This is a genomic window from Ralstonia sp. Ralssp135, assembly GCF_047304345.1.
GTDB classification, from domain to species: domain Bacteria; phylum Pseudomonadota; class Gammaproteobacteria; order Burkholderiales; family Burkholderiaceae; genus Ralstonia; species Ralstonia chuxiongensis.
The window spans coordinates 59,011-78,160 of record NZ_JBGLYZ010000011.1 but is presented as its reverse complement, the minus strand read 5'-3'; the positions used below and the strand labels follow the sequence as shown (position 1 = coordinate 78,160).

At 62.1% G+C, this 19,150-nt stretch carries 19 protein-coding genes; 18 read left to right on the top strand and 1 reads right to left on the bottom strand.

Translation table 11 applies throughout. The features are described 5' to 3' along the window. Positions 1-123 precede the first annotated feature (123 nt). The 18 genes from pilV to ACCD03_RS10470 all read left to right on the top strand — a co-directional run bounded on the left by pilV (position 124) and on the right by ACCD03_RS10470 (position 17,434). Complete coding sequence (gene pilV / locus ACCD03_RS10555; protein ID WP_325652632.1) at positions 124-759, top strand: type IV pilus modification protein PilV; 636 nt, start codon at positions 124-126, stop codon at positions 757-759. Continuing rightward, a complete protein-coding gene (locus ACCD03_RS10550; protein WP_325652630.1) occupies positions 759-1,715 on the top strand; it encodes a PilW family protein in 957 nt (318 codons plus the stop codon). The genes pilV and ACCD03_RS10550 overlap by 1 nt, the downstream gene beginning before the upstream one ends. Continuing rightward, positions 1,709-2,353 (top strand): pilus assembly protein, encoded by a 645-nt coding sequence (locus tag ACCD03_RS10545; RefSeq protein WP_316673855.1) that lies wholly within the window; start codon positions 1,709-1,711, stop codon positions 2,351-2,353. Before ACCD03_RS10550 ends, ACCD03_RS10545 begins: the two co-directional genes overlap by 7 nt. Positions 2,354-2,416: 63 nt before the next feature. Next, positions 2,417-6,373, top strand: coding sequence for a pilus assembly protein (locus ACCD03_RS10540; protein WP_413411490.1), 3,957 nt, complete (start codon positions 2,417-2,419; stop codon positions 6,371-6,373). Between the two features lie 14 nt (positions 6,374-6,387). Then, positions 6,388-6,873: a type IV pilin protein gene (locus tag ACCD03_RS10535; protein WP_413411489.1), complete on the top strand. Its 486-nt coding sequence runs from the start codon at positions 6,388-6,390 to the stop codon at positions 6,871-6,873. Between the two features lie 4 nt (positions 6,874-6,877). Then, positions 6,878-7,480, top strand: coding sequence for a Tfp pilus assembly protein FimT/FimU (locus ACCD03_RS10530; RefSeq protein ID WP_325652623.1), 603 nt, complete (start codon positions 6,878-6,880; stop codon positions 7,478-7,480). Between the two features lie 88 nt (positions 7,481-7,568). Then, positions 7,569-7,775: a prepilin-type N-terminal cleavage/methylation domain-containing protein gene (locus ACCD03_RS10525; protein WP_253536589.1), complete on the top strand. Its 207-nt coding sequence runs from the start codon at positions 7,569-7,571 to the stop codon at positions 7,773-7,775. Between the two features lies 1 nt (position 7,776). Then, positions 7,777-8,688 carry a PilW family protein gene (locus ACCD03_RS10520; RefSeq protein WP_413411488.1) on the top strand — a complete coding sequence of 304 codons (912 nt, stop codon included), beginning with the start codon at positions 7,777-7,779 and terminating at the stop codon, positions 8,686-8,688. A gap of 29 nt (positions 8,689-8,717) precedes the next feature. Further along, positions 8,718-9,299 carry a pilus assembly protein PilZ gene (locus tag ACCD03_RS10515; protein WP_413411487.1) on the top strand — a complete coding sequence of 194 codons (582 nt, stop codon included), beginning with the start codon at positions 8,718-8,720 and terminating at the stop codon, positions 9,297-9,299. Further along, positions 9,299-11,131 carry a pilus assembly protein gene (locus tag ACCD03_RS10510; RefSeq protein ID WP_413411486.1) on the top strand — a complete coding sequence of 611 codons (1,833 nt, stop codon included), beginning with the start codon at positions 9,299-9,301 and terminating at the stop codon, positions 11,129-11,131. The genes ACCD03_RS10515 and ACCD03_RS10510 overlap by 1 nt, the downstream gene beginning before the upstream one ends. After that, positions 11,131-11,526 carry a type IV pilin protein gene (locus ACCD03_RS10505; protein ID WP_413411485.1) on the top strand — a complete coding sequence of 132 codons (396 nt, stop codon included), beginning with the start codon at positions 11,131-11,133 and terminating at the stop codon, positions 11,524-11,526. The genes ACCD03_RS10510 and ACCD03_RS10505 overlap by 1 nt, the downstream gene beginning before the upstream one ends. Further along, entirely contained in the window at positions 11,514-12,041 is a 528-nt protein-coding gene (locus ACCD03_RS10500; RefSeq protein WP_325652613.1) for a GspH/FimT family pseudopilin, read from the top strand. The genes ACCD03_RS10505 and ACCD03_RS10500 overlap by 13 nt, the downstream gene beginning before the upstream one ends. A gap of 48 nt (positions 12,042-12,089) precedes the next feature. Continuing rightward, a complete protein-coding gene (ribD, locus tag ACCD03_RS10495) occupies positions 12,090-13,202 on the top strand; it encodes a bifunctional diaminohydroxyphosphoribosylaminopyrimidine deaminase/5-amino-6-(5-phosphoribosylamino)uracil reductase RibD (protein ID WP_413411484.1) in 1,113 nt (370 codons plus the stop codon). A 6-nt stretch (positions 13,203-13,208) separates the two neighbouring features. Further along, complete coding sequence (locus ACCD03_RS10490; RefSeq protein WP_413411483.1) at positions 13,209-13,862, top strand: riboflavin synthase; 654 nt, start codon at positions 13,209-13,211, stop codon at positions 13,860-13,862. Between the two features lie 127 nt (positions 13,863-13,989). Next, positions 13,990-15,129 carry a bifunctional 3,4-dihydroxy-2-butanone-4-phosphate synthase/GTP cyclohydrolase II gene (ribBA, locus tag ACCD03_RS10485; RefSeq protein ID WP_045204605.1) on the top strand — a complete coding sequence of 380 codons (1,140 nt, stop codon included), beginning with the start codon at positions 13,990-13,992 and terminating at the stop codon, positions 15,127-15,129. An 81-nt stretch (positions 15,130-15,210) separates the two neighbouring features. Further along, complete coding sequence (gene ribH, locus ACCD03_RS10480; protein ID WP_024976377.1) at positions 15,211-15,711, top strand: 6,7-dimethyl-8-ribityllumazine synthase; 501 nt, start codon at positions 15,211-15,213, stop codon at positions 15,709-15,711. A gap of 27 nt (positions 15,712-15,738) precedes the next feature. Further along, positions 15,739-16,206: a transcription antitermination factor NusB gene (gene nusB, locus ACCD03_RS10475; RefSeq protein ID WP_012761449.1), complete on the top strand. Its 468-nt coding sequence runs from the start codon at positions 15,739-15,741 to the stop codon at positions 16,204-16,206. 43 nt (positions 16,207-16,249) lie between these two features. Beyond that, positions 16,250-17,434 (top strand): pyridoxal phosphate-dependent aminotransferase, encoded by a 1,185-nt coding sequence (locus ACCD03_RS10470; protein ID WP_325652607.1) that lies wholly within the window; start codon positions 16,250-16,252, stop codon positions 17,432-17,434. A gap of 82 nt (positions 17,435-17,516) precedes the next feature. Here ACCD03_RS10470 and ACCD03_RS10465 read toward each other — a convergent pair whose 3' ends face one another. Beyond that, positions 17,517-18,704 (bottom strand): lytic transglycosylase domain-containing protein, encoded by a 1,188-nt coding sequence (locus ACCD03_RS10465; protein ID WP_045204607.1) that lies wholly within the window; start codon positions 18,702-18,704, stop codon positions 17,517-17,519. Positions 18,705-19,150 lie beyond the last annotated feature (446 nt).

The following is a 19,150-nucleotide window of genomic DNA, read 5'->3' as shown; positions in this document are numbered from 1 at the left end:
GGTTAAATCCGCTGTCAAAGCAAAGAAGTAGCACTTTGTCACAATCTTGGCGTACCATGCCCGGATAAGTGACGAAAGAAGCATTAAAAAAATAGTTGGTCGGAACAATTCGCGGGAGTCACCATGCGCCACGCTTTGCCGGGGAAAGCGCTTGGCTTCACCATGCTCGAAGCATTGATCGCCGTGCTGATTTTGGCCGTCGGCGTGCTGAGTGTCGCCAATCTTTTAATCAAGTCGTATCGGTTCACGCAGCAGGGGGCGTATGACACGCTGGCCCTGCAATTGGCGTCGAATATGGCCGATCGGATGCGGGCCAATTCGGGCACGTTGAGCACAGCCAGTTCGCCGTACTTCATCGATACCCAAAGCGCCAGTGGAACGCCGGCCATCAACTTTTATGCACAGAGTTGCGCTACCGGTGCGGCCAACTGTGGATGCACTTCTGGCAGCGCCGTATGCGCCGCCGCTGCCGCACAATTCGACATCATCGAATGGGCCAGCGCCGTTAAGAGCGCTTTGCCGGGCGGACGCGCAGTCGTTTGCCGTGACACGGTGACCTACTCCACCACCGGCGGCTTCAGCGGATGGAACTGCGACAAGGCAGCCACATCGCCGGTTGTCATTAAGATGGGCTGGGTCTCTCGCTTCACCAACAAGGACCTGTCAGCCAGCGCCGCGGCAGCCAACGCAGCAGATGCGGCCAGCTCAGTGGCACCCAATCCGCAGATGGTCGTCGTTGTGGATACGGGAGGCCAGTGATGCGTCGTTCCCCTTATCGCTCAGCCGTTCGCGCACGCGGCTTCTCGCTGATCGAGTTGATGGTCGCGCTGGTGATCTCGTTGCTGGTGCTGGTTGCGACCGTGTCGTTCTATCTGATGACGCGCTCGACCTACACGACCATCGACGACAGCTCGAACCTGGAAGAACGTGGACAGTTCGCCCTCGGCGTCATCACGCGAGCCCTGCGGCAAACAGCGTTTTCGCCGCCGAACACCTCGGGCGGCGGCATGATCCAGCTTGCTCAAAGCGACCCGCCCATGATCAGCGGTGTGGATGGTTGCAACAGCCCCGGTGACGTTGAATCGCTTTCGCAGACGGTGAGCGCCTCATGCACCACCACAATGGTCGACACCGCCAACGACGCCCTGGAAGTCCGATTCTTCGGTTCAGGCACCGCCGCGGCCCCGACCGTGCCAGATAACTCGATGGTTGACTGCTCCGGCCAAGGGGTCGCATCCCCTACAAGCATCGATCTGGCGGCCAGCCAGCGGGGGCTGTCCATATTCTTCATCCAGACGGACAACACCGGTTCGTACCTTGCCTGCAAGTTCCGGCAACGCGACAGCACAGGCGCCGCAACGGCCACGTTCGCCACCCAGCAACTGGTGCCAGGTGTGGAATCGCTGCAGTTCCTGTATGGCGTGTCGGTAGATGGTGATGCCGTGCCCGATGTGTTCAAACGCGCCACCGACATGTCGACCACCGACTGGCAGAACGTCTACGCCGTCAAGGTAGCGTTGGTAGTGCGTGCCGACAACGCCAGTGCAGATGTTGGCTCCGGCGCGCAGAAGTTCACCTTGTTCGGCAACCAGTACACATATGGCGACGGCACGTACCAAGCCACCGCAAACACGCAAATGGCACGTCGGCTCTTCACGGCCACGGTGCAAACGCGCAACTACATGACCTGCTTCTCGGGGGATCCATCATGCTGATGATCTCCGCGCCCGTCCGAAAGCGCGCGACCGGCTTTGCGTTGATCACCGCATTGGTGATGTTGCTCGTCATCACTCTCTTGGCGATCGGTGGCGCTCGACTGGCCATCGACTCCAAGCGAATGAGCCGAAACCAGCGCGACACCGATATCGCCTTCCAAGCGGCCGAGGCGGCCTTGCGTGACGCCGAATACGACATCCAGAACGCATCGGCCAGCAACGGTACTGCCACCAACACGCGATCGGCGATCTTCGATCCGACCAAAACGACTGGCTTTCCTGGCAGTGGCTGCAATACCGGTGGCCCTGGCACAACCACGCCCTATCAAGGTCTGTGCCAACCGGCTCCGGACGGCACCGCTGGCATCTGGAACACGGTGAGCTGGAGCACCTCCGGCACGCCTCAGACAGTGGGATTTGGTGACTTCACCGGCCGAACCTTCCCCACGGGTACGGGTCTGCTGCCGGCGCAAAAGCCTCGGTACATCATCGAGATCCTGCCCGACAGAACAATCGGCGGGAATGTGCAAGGACCGGCCTCTTTCCTCTACCGCATCACAGCGGTCGGCTGGGGCCCCAATCTTGGGGCACAGGTCATGCTGCAGTCGATCTATCGCAAGACCGACACACCAGGCTGACCAGCACTGGACGACACGACAAACATGGCAAAAAAACAAAGCCTTTTCGGGGGGCTGAACACCATGAAAATCATCCGGGGCCTGCTGGCCGTTTTTGCAATGGGCTGGGTTTCGGTCATGGGCGCGGCCAACAGCGTGCCGACCGTGGCGATCTCCACTGTCCCGCTGTATGGGCGCAGCCAGAACGTTCATCCGAACCTGATGCTCTCGCTGTCGGTGGAATTTCCGACCACGGGCGCAGCGTATCGCGGCTCCTACGACAAGACTCAGACCTATCTAGGTTATTTCAACGCCACGAAGTGCTACAACTACGATACGGCCAACGGCTACTTCGTGATCTCCGGTGCGGCCAACTCGTCGTTCGAGTGTTCGGGCAATTTCTCGGGCAACTTCATGAACTGGGCCGCCTCATCGGCCATCGACGAGTTCCGCATGGCGTTGACAGGCGGTGATCGCGTCATCGATACGCCGACGCAGACCGTGCTACAACGTGCCGTGCTGCGCTCGGACTTCTTCCGCAGCGGCTCGTACTTTCCGGTCAAAAGTATCAAGGGCTCGGGCAACGTGAGCGCGCCGAACAAGGTCACGCCGTTCGGCTATTCGACGCTGTACATCGTCTCGTGTGGCAACCACATTTTCTTTGCGGATCAGGACTACAGCAGCACGAGTTGCAGCAACCCAGGAGGCTACGGTGACCAGTATGACCGCAAGGGTAACCTCACAGAGCGCCGCTCATTCCGCGCTCAAGTACAAGTCTGCGATAGCAACGAAGGCTCAACACGTACCGATCTCTGCCTGAATTACAACGGCAACTACAAGCCCGTCGGCCAGATGCAACTCAATGCCGATCGCATGCGTTTTGCTGCCTTCGGCTATCTGAACGACAGCACCAACGATACAACGCTGGATCAGAACGAACGCTACGGCGGCGTGTTGCGCGCGCCAATGAAGTACGTCGGATCAACCGCTGTCGACACCAGTCTGAATGCGATTACCAATCCGGCTCCAGAGTTCGACCCCGTAACAGGTATCTTCGCGGCCAACCCACTCAATGCTGCCGAAGGCACCAGTGGCGTCATCAATTACCTGAACAAGTTCGGCCGCACCAGCGCTCAGCTCTCTGGTCAGCCGATGGGCTATCTGGGCGGCCCAACCGACAACCCGACTGGCAACTACAAGACGTATGACCCCGTGAGCGAAATGTTCTACGAGAGCATCCGCTATTTACAGTTCAAGCAAGGCCCCACGCCAGAAGCCGTCGCTGGTCTGCCCAACTCGACGTATTCGGATAACTTTCCGGTCTACCGCACGTGGGACACCGACCCTATGCTGAGCGGTTGCCAACGCAACTACGCATTCCTGATCGGAGATATCAACACCCACGAGGATCACTACATCCCCGGCAACCAAGTTTCCAACCAGGGAGACCCCGTCCGTGCGGTTAGTTCCTACGACAACTTTGACGTTCGTGCCTGGACTAACAAAGTTGGCGCACTGGAAACCAATACGCCGGCCGCAGGCAATAGCAACCCACTCAGTTCGTCGTATACCAGCCTCGGTGACATCAATCATGCGACGTCGCATTGGGCCTCGTATTACCTCGCAGGCGTCGCCTATTGGGCGCATACCTACGGCTTCCGCCCCGATATGCCGACGGCCCGTGTGACGACGTTCGTGATCGACGTAAACGAGAACGGTAACGGCACGGTGGGAGCAACGCAACGCCAGAGCCAGTTCTTTCTCGCAGCCAAGTACGGCGGCTTCCAGGACAACAACAACGACGGCAATCCGTTCAAGACTTTTGGGCCAGACGGCATCACCGTCGTCAACAACAACACCGAATGGGAAGCGGCTCCGACTGGCTCGAACATTCCGTACAACTGGTTCCTGGGCGGCCAGCCCGCCACGATGATCGCGGCAATCAAGAACATCTTCGCACAGATCGTCTCGTACGCCGGCACGCTGTCGGGCGTGGCCCTGTCGAGTGCGCGCATCACCGGCGGTTCCGCAAACAACACCTATGTGTACGCCCCTGGCTTCGACCAAAAGTGGAACGGCCGCCTTGCGGCATATCAACTCACGCTGAACGGCACCAACGTGCAGGTCAACTCGCAAGCGACGTGGGAAGCCGGTGCTTTGCTAACGACAGCGTACGGCGGCGCATCGGGTACCAAATACACCGGCCGCTCGGTATTCACCACGAACTCGGACACAGGAAAGGGTGTGGCCTTCGCGTGGGCGAATATCTCGCCAAGCCAGCAAACGTTGCTCAATACGAGTCCTAGCAACGGTTCCAACGATGGCAATGGGCAAAATCGGCTGAACTACCTGCTGGGGGACCAAAGCAAGGAAAACAGTTCGATCAACTCCGGCGGCATCTTCCGCGCGCGCAACAGCATCCTCGGCGACATCATTGGTTCTGCGCCGACCTATGTGAGCGACCCGTCAGGCGCCATTACGGATACGGGGTACACGACGTTCACCGGCACGTACAACGGACGTACTCCCATGATCTACGTGGGTGCCAACGATGGCATGGTGCACGGATTCAACGCGAACACCGGAGCGGAAGTCTTTGGCTACGTGCCGAACGCAGTCTTCTCGGGTCTGAATCAGTTGACGTCCACCGCTTACGCCCACCGCCTGTTCGTAGATGCCACACCGGTCGCAGCCGAAGCGCAAGTCAACGGCAACTGGCGGACAGTTCTGACTGGCGGTTTCGGTGGCGGAGCTCAAGGCGTGTACGCCCTCGACGTGACCGATCCCACTGGGTCCAAAGGTGGCTTGTTCACCGGTTCCAACGTGCTGTGGGAGTTCACCGACAAGGACGACGCCGACATGGGCAACGTGATGGGCACCCCGCTCATCGTCAAGCTACAGACTGGCACAGACAGCAGTAAGGCACCGATCTACAAATGGTTCGTGATGGTAGGCAACGGCCTAAATTCCAACGCCGTCGATGGCAACTACAACGCCAACGCGCCTGCGGCACTGTTCCTGCTGTCGCTGGACAAGCCTGCCGGCACCCCGTGGCAGCGCAACACGAACTACTTCAAGATCGTCACGCCGATCCCGGGTGGCACGCCACCCTACACGACGGCGAATGGCCTCTCGACACCAGCCATCGTGCCGGCCGTCAATGGCCGCGCCATGGCCGCCTACGCAGGCGATCTGCAAGGCAACCTGTGGAAGTTCGTGCTGTCCGGCGACAGCACTACGTGGAACGAAACTTCTCTCGCGCTACCCAGCTACGGCAGCGGCTCGACAAAGAAACCCCTGTTTGCCGCAACCGACAACTACAGTACGCCCGGCCGGAACCAGCCAATCACCATGGCACCGCAGATCGTCTATGCGCCGGGCGGCTACATGATCCTGTTCGGCACTGGCAAGTACTACGAAACGTCCGATACCGGAACGCCGACGCAGTACAACAGTTTCTACGGCATCTATGACGACGGTGGTAGCACCAACTACATCACAGACCGCAGCAAACTCAACAAGCTGACGGCGACCGCATCGTCGGATGGCAAGTCATACAGCATTGCCTACGCAACAGGTGCCGCCGGGGTGGGATACGCCAGCCCCCGCAAGCCTGGCTGGGTGCTCGATTTCCCTGACAGCACGGAAAAACAGGTCACAGCGGCGGTAGCTTCCGACGGGGTCGTCTACTTCAACTCGCTCACCGGCGGCGATGCGTGCGGTAACAATGGCAGCAGCCGCAGCTATGCACTGAACGTGTTGACCGGCATGCCGCTGGGCGGTACGACCACGGGCTATCAGTCGTCCACTGGCCTGCTCGGTGCGCCGTCGCTGATCGTCATCTCCATCGCCAACGCTTCGCGCGACTCGGTGGGTGGCACGGTCGAAACCAAGACGAAGATCGTGCTCTCACCGGGCACGCAGGGTCTGACCGTGGGCAACTCGAATGGCTCTGGTGGATCGGGCGGTTCGGTCACCCAGATTACGCAGCGACGAGGCCGTGCCGGCTGGCGCGAAGTCCGCAACTTCACGCTGAACTAATGGAAGGCGCCAACATGCAGCTCCAACGCTCCGCCCTTTCTCGCCAGCGAGGCTTCACGCTCGTCGAACTGATGATCGTGGTAGCGATCGTCGGCATCCTGGCCATCATTGGATACCCCAGCTATAACCAGTTCGTTCAGAAGGGGCGCCGAGCGGAGGCGAAGGCGGCGCTCCTGTCCACCATGCAATTGTTTGAGCGCCATTTCGCGCAGGTCAACAGCTATGCGCCAGCAGCGGGCGGTGGGACTGCGTGGACCGGATTCAATACATACTCCGGTGATTCGCCCAGCAGCAGCAACTACACGATTGGAGCAGCCCTGTGCACCGGTAACCCAGTCGGCGGGCAAGCGGATCAGTGCGTTGAGTTGACGGCCATTCCTGTGGCGGGCAAGGCCGACACAACGTGCGGCTCGCTGGTCTATCGGAGCACTGGCGAAAAGGGCAATCTGCTTCCCGGCGCCTCGTCTCCCACCATTCCCCCCACAACCGGGTGCTGGTGAAACTATGCGTGGCGTTCTCATATATCGTTCGAACGGCCTGGGCTCTCGTGGCTTCACGCTGCTGGAACTCTTGGCCACCATCACGGTGGCTGCCGTCATCCTCATGCTGGCAGCGCCCAGCCTGAATGACTTCATGCGCAAACAGCGCGTCATCACCTCTGTCGACTCAATCACTTCGGCAATCGGTCAGGCGCGCTCCATCGCTATCGCTACCAACAGCTACGTCACCATCGCGCCTGTTGACCCCACCACCGGGTGGCAGACCGGCGTACGTATCTTTTCTGAAGGCCAGAATCCGAATGGCACGTACAACCCCAACGCCGACAAGCTGCTTGGTCAGTACGATGCAATGCCGGCAAGCATGAAGGTGGTTTTCAAGAGCACCGCCAACATTTCGGGTTCAAGCGCCAGCCAGACCTCGTTGACTTACTCACCTGTCGGCTATACCGTCACTACCGGCAAAGTGGCCCAAGTCAACGCATCCTTTGTCGTCTCATTTTGGGATGGCAAACCGCCTTCTCGTGCTGTCATCATCAATGCACTCGGCCGCGCCCGAACCTGCGATCCCGCGGTTGATAGCACCTGCATTCCCACGGCAACACAGTAGCGATCGCCACCAAACGTAACAGTCAAACACCCGCATATCTCCTAAGGTAGGTCGGTTCTTGTGGCGCCCAACGCGCCTTTGCCGACTCATGCCTAAGTACCGTCGTCACCTCCCCCGCACCCCGCTGCGCCAGCACGGCGCCATCCTGATCGAATCGCTCATCGCCCTGGCTATTCTGTCGCTGGGCGCGGCAGCCATGTTCCGCGCATTTGATAACCTGCGCGCCCTCAGTCACGCTGCGAATCAACTTGGCGTAGACACACGCGCTCAACTCGAGCAAACGGAAATTCGCTGAGATGGCCCGACCGCTAGCCCCGCCTGCGCGCGGGGTATCGCTCGTCGAACTGTTGGTTGGCATGACCATCGCATTGATGGTGTTGGGCATCGCGCTGCAATTGACCCTCATCGCGCGAGCCCGCTACCAGCGGATAGCCGACGAAGCCCTGATCCAGGATCGTGGCATGGAGGCTCTTGAATTCATCGGCAAGGTGATACGTCAGGCAGGTTGGATCACCGATACGCCGATCGCGTCGTCGGTACGGCGCTGGCCAAGCTCGAATGCCGTTTCATCGCTGCTCGGCAAAGACAACTGCGGACGGCCACATATGATTCCAGCTTTCAACTGTGACCGCCGTGGTGAGGGTGCAAGCGATGCACTATTGGTGCGCTTTTCCGGCCGAGGTATAGCTGGTGACGGCGCCATGCGCGACTGCCTCGGCTACAGCGTACCGGAGCGCCAAGCAACACCAGGCGACCCGCGTTTGGGCGGTCTCATGCTCTACGTCAACTACAGCGATGCCGCAAAGGCGCCGCAACTCGTGTGTCGTGCTTTCCAACGAAACACCGACACCCCCACCGATGGCTCGGCTGACGCCGTCGTCCGCGGTGTCGAGACCCTCCAGTTGCTCTACACAGTTGCCCCGACCGAAACGTCGACCGCCACCATTAAGTCTGCGCGTTTCATGCACGATGACGATTGGTATCGCGTGCGGCTCGTCCATGTCGCAGTCGTTGTGCAGGGAGATCGCTATGCTGCCAAGCCACCCAGCACGGACACGATCTCCCTGTTCCCCGGACTAGCCGCAGAGCCAGATGCTCTCGCCGAAGACCTCCACTTCCGACCGGCAGACCTGCGTCGCAACCGCGCCCATTTCGGGGCCACGTTTGCGGTGCGTAACCCACTGCGCTGCGAGGTCGACGCGTGCTGAACCCGCGCGTCAACAGAAGCGGCTTCTCAATGATTGCCGTCACTGGCGCAGTGATCATCATGGGGCTACTTATGATGGGCGCCCTGCATCTGGTCCTGGACCACAACCGTCGCGCCGCGCTGTCTGCCGACCACGCGCTCGCGATGCACGAAGCGGAAAGGGCATTGACGGCAGCTGAATGTGAGATCGCGATCGCCACAGACACACCCCACCGTGAAGGCTGCCATACCGAACCGGCCGCCGCACGCATTGCTGCACTCAATCCCGTCTCCTTGGCCGGCTTTGTTCCACAACAATGCGGAAAGGAGACGGCGAATCGCGGCCTCTGCTGGCCACAAGAGGGACAGTCCGCTGAGACTCTTTCGGGACTACTGTTCGACGAACGCAATGCGATACCGCTTCCTCCCCCTAGAGACAGTTGGCGTCAACCGGCACATCGTGCCCGCTATGTCATAGAACCGATCAGCGACGCCGTGCCGGGTCAATGGATCCACGCCAATGCGTCCCGCGCACCTGTGCTCTTCCGCATTACAGCAGTAGGTTTCGGAGCCGACGAAGCCGTCAATGTGAGGCTGCAAACCATCTTTCGCCCCCAGGGGACAGAGCTTTGATGCGCAGGCCCATCACCGTCGTGCTGATGGCTATTCTGGGAGTTTCAATGCCTGCAGCACCTAAGGATCACCCAGCGTGGCATTTGCCGACACACATCATCGTCGCGCGGGGCGCCGACGCATGGAGCGGTCGTCTGAGGGCCCTCCACTTTCTACCTACGCTGGGTACGGTCGATGCCCCTGCTCCAACAGACCTTTGGGAGGCAGGCGAACTGCTCAATGCAATGTCTGTGGATGCGCGCCAGCTCTGGACGTTCCGCAATCGTGACTCTGTACAACACACGCCGGTAAGCTTGCAATGGGAAGCCCTATCTGACACGCAGCAAGCCTTGATCAACACAGAAGACGAATTGGGACCGGCGCGGATCGATTACCTCCGTGGCATCCGACGATACGAACAGGGCGAGTCAGCCATGCGGCCGCGAACAGGACTGCTTGGTGCCATGCGAGACGCACGCGTGCAACTGCTTGGGCCGCCCGACTTTGTGCTCGACGCGCGCCACCTCAGTTTCCGACAGCAACATGCGCGACGGCCGTGGATGGTCTACATCGGTGCCAACGACGGCATGCTGCACGGATTTGATGCCCTCACCGGTGTGGAGCGCTTCGCCGTTATATCGGACGCCGTGCTGGCGCTCGCTGCAAGGAACGCTTCGCCGGGACGGCCGGTGCCACAACCGGTCTGCGCACACCCATTCGCGGCCGATGCATGGACTGGCACGCAATGGCATTCGATACTCGCATGCACCAACGGTGCGATGGCGCCGGGCCTGTTCCTCGTCGACGTCACCGATCCGACCTCTTACGCCCCGCCACCCATGCTGGCGTACGACGGTAGCGACGGCGAGGGTATTGGCGAAATGGAAGGGCCTGTCCCCGTGGTCGCCGTACCTAACGGAGACGATTCCGGACCACGCTGGTTTGCCATCAGCGGCAACGGCAAGGGAAAAAGCAACGCCAACGCAGCAAGCAAGCTGCTGTTGCTGGCGCTCGATCAGCAACGTACAGCCGCCTGGCAGCCGAACCGCACAGCCTATGCGATCAAGGTACCGGCGGACGCCAGTCGTGGCGGCCTGGGCGCGCCCGCGGTAGCCATTGGGGCGCAGGGCACAGCCAGTGTGGCTTATGCCGCCGACGCTCAGGGCCAAATCTGGCGCTTCGATCTAACTGGCTCTCCGCCATGGCTGAACGCGCTCGGCAACAACCAGACAGACCGCAGCCTCCCGCTTTTCACGGCCACGTCGCGCTCCGGTTCGATACAGCGCATCCTCGCGCCGATTTTGCTTGCCGCGACGGCCGGTGGTCCGCGACTTGTCTTCACCGCCGTTGATAACGAGGGCAATGCCACCCTATATGGGGTGGCAGACAGCGGTTCACGTCGCCTTTCGCGCGACAGTTTGGCGGGCCTTGGCGTGACGGACCTGGCTGCCGGCGCCATCATCGAACCCAATGTCCAAGGTTCGCCGAATGGTTGGCGCATCGACCTGCCCGGCGGTCAGGTCCCTGACGACCTCATCACCGCTGGCTCGCATAGCCTGCTGCTTACCACGCGCGATACCAAGGGACGTGACCGCGCTTATCTGCTCGATGCACTGACGGGACTGCCGCCTCGCGAGGACGGTCGTACCGGCCACGTACTCGCTAGCGCGCCGCTCGTCACCGTACAAACCCAAGCGCCGAGCACTGCCCCCAGTGGCAAGCCCACCCAAACAACGAATACAACGCTGTGGCACCTTGAAGGCGGCCGCATTCGACAAATTGAAACACGTAGCTATACGCGTCAGCTCGGCCGGTTAAATTGGCGGGAAATGACTGAGACGGGCGCGCGCTAATGCGGCGGCCACATGGATTCACGCTACTCGAGCTCATGGTCGTGCTTCTAATTGCCGGTGTGCTCGCGCTCGCAGCGTTGTCGGCTTGGACTACGTACTGGGAGCGCACGCGTCGTGCAGCAGCCGTTACCGAGTTGGTCGCCGCCCTATCGGAACTGGAGGTGCGCCATGCGCGCGCTGGAAAGTATGACGGTTTGCCGATCTCCGGCCCGATACCGCATGTCGATGGGTACCGCATCCGCAGCCAGCCGTGCTCCGGCCTCGGCATGGAATTGCCGCCAACCCAATGCGTCGAGGTCATCGCAATCCCTGAGCGCGAGGACATTGGCTGCGGCATGCTTGTCTTGCGGAGCACCGGACAGCGTTGGCCTGCAGAATCGGCATGTTGGCCATAAACGGCTCGAAACGACGAGTGGAACAAGCCGGCGTCACGCTCGCCGAATTGACCATCGTGATCGCAATCGTGGGGATACTTGTCACAGCAGCGGTGCCCCCCATCGTTGATCATTGGCAGCGCGAGACGGTCATCCTGCTAGCCGATCGCTTGGCCAGTGCGCTGTCCTTGGCCCAGAAGACGGCGCAGCATCGGCGGGCTCGAACACTGCTTGCCCCGCGCGACGCCTCTCGTGGTTGGGCCAGCGGCTGGCGGCTGCTCGAGTTTCCCCAAGGGGCCCGCGCTGATTCTCTATCGGATGGAAGAACATTGTTGTCCGAGCCCTTGCCGACGGCGCCCATCGTGCAACTCAATTCCAACCGGCCGGCCGACGCGCTTTCCTACGAGCCTATGGGATACTCACGGATATTCGGCGCCACGGTAACAATTTCCAGCGGCCGGCATAGACGTAACGTGGTCATCAGTGCCGCTGGCCGCGCCCGCGTCTGCACGCCAAATTCGAACGGCGACTGTTAGTTAGACCAACCATCCCCATAATCCATTTTTCATTCTGGCTTCAAACCCATGTTCTCCGACTTCGACCACGCCATGATGCAGCGCGCCCTGGCGCTGGCCGAGAAGGGCTTGTTCACCACGACGCCCAACCCGCGCGTCGGATGCGTGATCGTGCGTGACGACACCGTCATCGGCGAAGGCCATACGCAACCCGCCGGCCAGGACCACGCTGAAATCCAGGCGATCAAGGATGCCCAGTCGCGCGGCCAGGACGTGCGCGGGGCCACCGCATATGTGACGCTGGAGCCCTGCAGCCACTTTGGCCGCACCCCACCCTGCGCAGATCGACTGGTCGAAGCCGGCATCGCGCGCGTGGTCGCAGCCATGGAAGACCCCAACCCCGCCGTCTCCGGACGTGGCTTGCAGAAGCTGCGCGATGCCGGCGTGGACGTGCGTTGTGGACTGCTGGAGGGGGAGGCGCGTGAGCTGAACATAGGCTTCGTTTCACGCATGACGCGCGGCACGCCGTGGGTACGCGTGAAGGTCGGCGCATCGTTGGACGGCCGCACCGCGCTGGACAATGGCATCAGCCAGTGGATTACCGAAACCGAAGCGCGCAACGATGGCCACCGCTGGCGCGCACGCGCCTGCGCCATCCTCACCGGCATCGGCACGGTGCGCGAAGACAATCCCCGGCTGACCGTGCGCGCCGTCAATACGCCACGCCAGCCGCGCCGCGTGCTGATCGACTCGGCGCTGGACGTGCCGCTCGACGCCCACATCCTCACCACGGATGGCCACCACGAGCCAACGCTCATTTTTGCCGCCCAACCCGAAGCCGGCCGCATGCGTGCATTGAGCGAGCGCGGCGCGGAGGTCATCCTCCTGCCCAACGCTGATGGAAAGGTCGACCTGGCCGCAGTCCTGCGCGAACTGGGCCGCCGCGAAATCAACGAGCTGCACGTCGAGGCCGGCTTCAAGCTCAACGGCTCGCTGCTGCGCGAAGGGCTGGTTGACGAGATCCTCGTCTACCTGGCGCCCAAGGTGCTTGGCTCGGGCCAGGGCATGTTCAATATGGGACCGCTGCAAACGCTGGAAGGCGCGGCCGAATTCTTCTTTCACGACATCTCGCGCATCGGGGGCGACCTCCGCATCCTCGCGCGCCGCAACCCCACGGATTGATTGCTTATGTTCACCGGAATCGTCGCCGCAGTTGGCCGCATTGAAACCGTCTCGCCGCTTGGCGACAACGCCGATGCAGGCGTGCGCCTGTCCATCGACTCGGGCGGCCTGCCCCTCGCGGACGTCGCGTTGGGCGATTCGATCGCTATCCAGGGTGCGTGCATGACGGTTGTCGCTAAAACTGACAGCCGCTTCGACGTGGATGTGTCGCGCGAATCGCTGTCCAAGACGGTCGGGCTGGAACGCCCGGGCGAGGTGAATCTGGAGAAGGCCCTGCGCCTGGCCGACCACATCGGCGGGCACCTCGTATCCGGCCACGTGGACGGCCTGGGCACAGTCACGCATTTCGCGCCGGTCAACGAATCGCACGAGCTGCGTGTGCGGGCGCCGGCGGAGCTGGGCAAATATCTCGCCTACAAGGGCTCCGTGGTGGTCAACGGCGTGTCGCTCACGGTCAATACCGTCCGGGACGACGCCGACGGCTGCGAGTTCTCGATCAATCTGATCCCGCACACCGTGGCGGTCACCACGCTCAAGTACTTGAAGGCCGGCAGCCAGGTCAACCTGGAGATCGACCTGATCGCCCGCTACGTGGAACGCATGTTGACCCACGCCGCCATCGGCCTGCCCGTGGGCACCCAACCTCTGGCCGCTGTTTGAACCGCTGGCCCCACTGGCTTGGGGCCACCTTGACGTACAATAGCGGGCTTCCCATTTACGCAGTCGCACGGCCCCCGAAATTACGAGTTTGCGGGAGTTGGTCAGCGGCGCGCACCCCTGCTACGCCATGTCGATCGCCACAGTCGAAGAAATCATTGCCGAAATCCGCGCCGGCCGGATGGTCATCCTGGTCGACGAGGAAGACCGTGAGAACGAAGGCGACCTGATCCTGGCGAGCGATTTTGTCACGCCGGAAGCCATCAACTTCATGGTCACGCACGCGCGCGGCCTGGTGTGCCTGACGCTCACCGAAGAGCATTGCGACCAGCTCGACCTGCCGATGATGGCCAGCCGCAACGGTACGCAGTTCGGCACCAATTTCACCGTATCGATCGAAGCGGCTGAAGGCGTAACCACCGGTATTTCCGCTGCCGACCGCGCACGAACCATTCAGGTAGCCGCCGCCAAGAACGCCAAACCGTCTGACTTGGTGAATCCGGGCCACATCTTCCCGCTGCGAGCCCAAAAGGGCGGCGTGCTGATGCGCGCCGGCCACACCGAAGCCGGTTGCGACCTGACCGCGATGGCTGGCCTGACACCCGCCGCCGTAATCTGCGAGATCCTGAAGGACGACGGCACCATGGCGCGCTTGCCGGACCTCGTGGAATTCGCCAAGAAACACGGCCTGAAGATCGGCACGATTGCCGACATGATCCAATACCGCAGCCGCACCGAGAGCATCGTCGAGCGCGTCGGCGAGCGCACGATGGAGACGCAGTTCGGCACGTTCCACGCCGTCGCCTTCCGCGATCGGGCGGCCGGCCGCGCCCATCTGGCGCTGGTCAAGGGCACGCCGACGCCGGACACCGAAACGCTGGTGCGCGTGCATGAGCCTCTCTCGGTGCTCGACCTGCTCGAGTGCCAGCGCACGACGCACTCGTGGAGCGTGCCCGCCGCCCTGCGTGCCGTCCAGGCTGCCCCGACCGGCGTGGTCGTGCTGCTCAATTGCGGCGATTCGGCGGACCGGCTGTTCACCCAGTTCTCCGCGTTGGACGCGCCGCATGAGCGCCCGCGCACCAAACCCGATCCGCGCATTTACGGTATCGGCGCGCAAATCCTGAAGGAAGTGGGCGTCGGCAAGATGCGCGTGCTGGCCTCGCCGCTCAAGCTGCCGAGCATGGTCGGCTACGATCTGGAAGTGACGGCTTACCAGTCGATGGCGGATGCGCCTGACGTCACTTCCGCTTCGTCCGCCGCCACGCATTGATTTTTCCGCCGGCAGCCTGGACTGCCGCGCCGGCTTTCTTTTTTGACGTTGCCTGACTGGCAACCCCAACCGGAATACACCATGGACCACGGCTTCTACCCGACTAATCTCAACGGCGAAGGCCTGCGCATCGGCATCGTCCAGGCGCGTTTCAACGAGCCCGTGTGCGAAGCGCTGCGCGAAGCTTGCGTCGCCGAACTCGAACAACTCGGCGTGGCCGGCGAAGACGTGCTGCTGGTGACCGTGCCGGGCGCGCTGGAAGCGCCGCTGGCGCTGCAGAAGATGGCCGAATCGGGCCAGTTCGACGCGCTGATCGCGCTAGGCGCCGTCATCCGCGGCGAGACGTACCACTTCGAGCTGGTGTCCAATGAATCGGGCGCCGGCATCACGCGCGTGGGCCTCGACTTCAACATCGCCATCGCCAACGGCATCCTGACCACCGACACCGATGCACAGGCCCACGCCCGCACCCGTGAAAAGGGTCGCGACTGCGCCCGTACCGCCGTCGAAATGGCCAACCTGACCAACGACCTCGACGGTCTGCAGGATCACGGCCAGGACGACGACGGCGAGAATGAATAAGCGCTTCCTCGCGCAAAGGCTTTTCCCATGACGCAAGACAATTCCCAAGCCAAGACCAAGGCGCCCGCCAAGAGCGCGCGCCGCCGTGCGCGCGAACTGGCGCTGCAAGGTCTGTATCAATGGCTGCTCAATCGCAACGACCCCGGCGTGGTCGAGGCGCATCTGCAGGACGCGCAAGGCTTCAACAAGGCCGACCGCGCGCACTTCGACGCGCTGCTGCACGGTGCGATCCGCGAAGAAACCACGCTGACCGAGGCGTTCACACCGTACCTGGATCGCCCGGTTGCCGAGCTGTCGCCGGTCGAACGTGCCGCCCTGCTGGTTGGCGCGTACGAGCTGGTGCACTGCGTGGACATTCCGTACAAGGTCGTGATCAACGAGGCGGTTGAACTGACCAAGACCTTCGGTGGCGTGGAAGGCTACAAGTACGTCAACGGCGTGCTGGACAAGCTGGCCGCCCAGGTGCGCGCTGTCGAGGTCGCTGCCCGCCGGTAATTCGGCGTCTGCTCTTCGCTTTACTTTTTTGCTTCGCTTCACGATGGACGCCCACCGCCTGCAGACAGCCGCCCGGCTGGCCAATATCCGCGCCTTTCACGTGATGGAGCTGGCCAAGCAGGCCCGCGAGCTGGAACTGGCCGGACGCAGCATCATTCACATGGGCATCGGCGAGCCGGACTTCACCGCCGCCGAGCCCGTCGTGCAAGCCGCCGCCGACGCCATGCGGCGTGGCGTCACGCAGTACACCGGCGCCTTGGGCATTCGCCCACTGCGCCAAGCCATCGCCCGCTACTACCAGACCACTTACGGCCTCGACATTGCCCCCGAACGCATCATCGTCACGGCGGGTGCGTCTGCAGCGCTGCTGCTGGCGTGTGCAGTGTTGGTGGAGGTTGGCGGCGAAGTCCTGATGCCCGATCCAAGCTATCCGTGCAACCGTCACTTCGTGGCTGCCTTCAATGGCGAGGCGAAGCTGGTGCCGTCGGGGCCGGAAGAACGCTTCCAATTGACGGCCGCGCAGGTCGAAACTCACTGGGGGGAACGCACGCAGGGCGTGTTGCTGGCCTCTCCGTCCAACCCGACCGGCACGTCGATCCTGCCGGAGGAGCTGCAGCGCATCGTGCAGACGGTACGCGCCCGCGGCGGGTTTTCGATCGTCGACGAGATCTACCAAGGCCTGTCGTACGACCAGGCGCCGGTTTCGGCACTGTCGTTCGGCGACGATGTCGTCACGATCAACAGCTTTTCCAAGTATTTCAACATGACCGGCTGGCGACTCGGCTGGCTGGTGGCGCCCGCCGAACTGGTGCCCGAGTTCGAGAAAGTCGCGCAAAATCTGTTCATCTGCGCGTCAGCGGTGGCGCAGTACGCGGCGCTCGCGTGCTTTGAGCCGGAAGCGCTGGCGATCTACGAACAGCGCAAGACTGAATTCCGTCGCCGCCGGGATTTCATCGTGCCGGCGCTGGAGTCGCTTGGCTTCAAGGTACCGGTCAAGCCGGACGGAGCGTTCTATGTCTACGCCGACTGCCGCGACGTGAACCACCCGCATGCCGCCGATGCCGATGCACTCACCCAATCGATGCTGCATGACGCCGGCGTGGTGCTGGTGCCGGGTCTGGATTTTGGTCCGCACACGGCCCAGCACTACATCAGACTGTCGTACGCAACATCGATGGCACATCTGGAAGAAGCCGTCGCGAGGTTGGGCAGGCTTTTCAGCCGGTAAAGCGCTCTCCGCGCCTCGCTCAAGCAAAAAAAGGCCGTCCAGAAGGACGGCCTTTCTTATATAGAGCAGCGAAACAAGTTGATCAGGCCTGGCCTTGGGACTTGTCGTCCAGCCGTGCCTCTTCCTGCTGACCCGCTGCCGGTTGCTTGTCAGCCGGCTTGGCGGCTTGCGTCTTGGCATCGGCCTGCGTCACGGGCGTTGCCGTCGCGACCGGCTTTGCCGATTCGCGCTCCGACGCCGCCGTCATCGGCGAACGGTGGCCAGTTGCCACCATGCGCAGGCGCGAACGCTCTTGCAGCACCTTGCCGCCGTAGCCGCCGTCGCCTTGTGTGACCGCACCGACATACAGTTTCAGGCCACCTTCGATCGAACCCGCGCGCGCGATGCAATCCTTCAGCACGAGCGCACCGACCTTTATGTTGGCGTACGGGTTGAGCGCGGCACCGACGCCGCCCATCACCTCGTACTTGTCCTGGTGGACCTTGGTCATGACCTGCATCAGGCCCTGCGCACCCATACCGCTTTCGGCGAACGGGTTAAAGCTGGACTCGATGGCCATCACGCCCAGGATGAGCAGCGGATCCAGGCCGACTTCCTTGCCGGTCTGATAGGCCGCCTTCACCAACTGGCCGGTGGCTGTGGCCGCCACGCGGTACTTGCGGGCAATGTATTCCGCCACGGCAGCCTGCTCTCGCGGGGTGCCGGCGGTTGCCGACTCACGTGCGTCGCGGACGACTTGCGTGTTCGGAATCTGCGCAGCCAACTCGGCCACAGACGGCACCTTCGAGAGCGCGTCCCAACCGGCAGCCGCGACCGTGCCGCCCTGGGCCGTAGCAGGCGCGACAGCCTGAACGGCCCCGGTACCGGCGGACGGCGCAGTCGGCGCAAAGGCAACCGGCTGCACGCCAGCCGCAACCGCGGGTGACGGATTGGCCGAGGCGACACTTGTGTCGACACCCGGTGTGAAATGCAGCACGCGTTGAGCGACCGCGGCACGCCACTCGCTATTAAGCGAGAGTGCGACTGCAGCAACCACAGCCAGCACGCCGATGCTATTGAGCACGACATGCCCGCTGCGGAACACCAGCAGCACGCCAGGATGCAACTCATTGCGGGACGCGGCGGCGCCCCCTGCGTTCAACTCCATGCGCAGCTTACGAGGCAGCGCAACTTGACCTGCACGCGCGAGGCGGCGGCCAACCGGGGCTACGAGCCGGCGTTGCAGCGCCGATCCGATCCCGGAAGAATGAAGGGTTTTCCAACCGTTCATACTTACCTCCGTCCGCTGCGCAGATCCGGTAGACGCCTTTCTTTTGCATGGCGCCGTGCGTTTCGGGTCGCAACGGTTTTTAGTAAGGATGCCGCGCTGTTGCAGTCAGCCGGCATCTGTTGGGGGCACTCCCCTAGTGCCCAGAGAAATGCGGGCCGTGTCCTTGGGGAGGCCACGTCCCGCAGCGATGCTGATGTGTTCTGGTGTCGCCCCTCATACGTCGAAGAGTTGGGCGAAGGCATTAGCCGAAAACATGTTGCGTTGCAACAATTACCAGATCGGATTGGATTGTAGGAAGCGCGTTATTCCAAGTCAATCATAAAGAAGTAAGTTTTCATATCCAAAAGTTATGAAACAACCCGCGTTGTTGGGACTGGCTGACCTGCGATGCGTTCTGTCATCAAGGGGTCGTGCGGTTTTGGCCGTACAATCGCGGCCACCCCGCC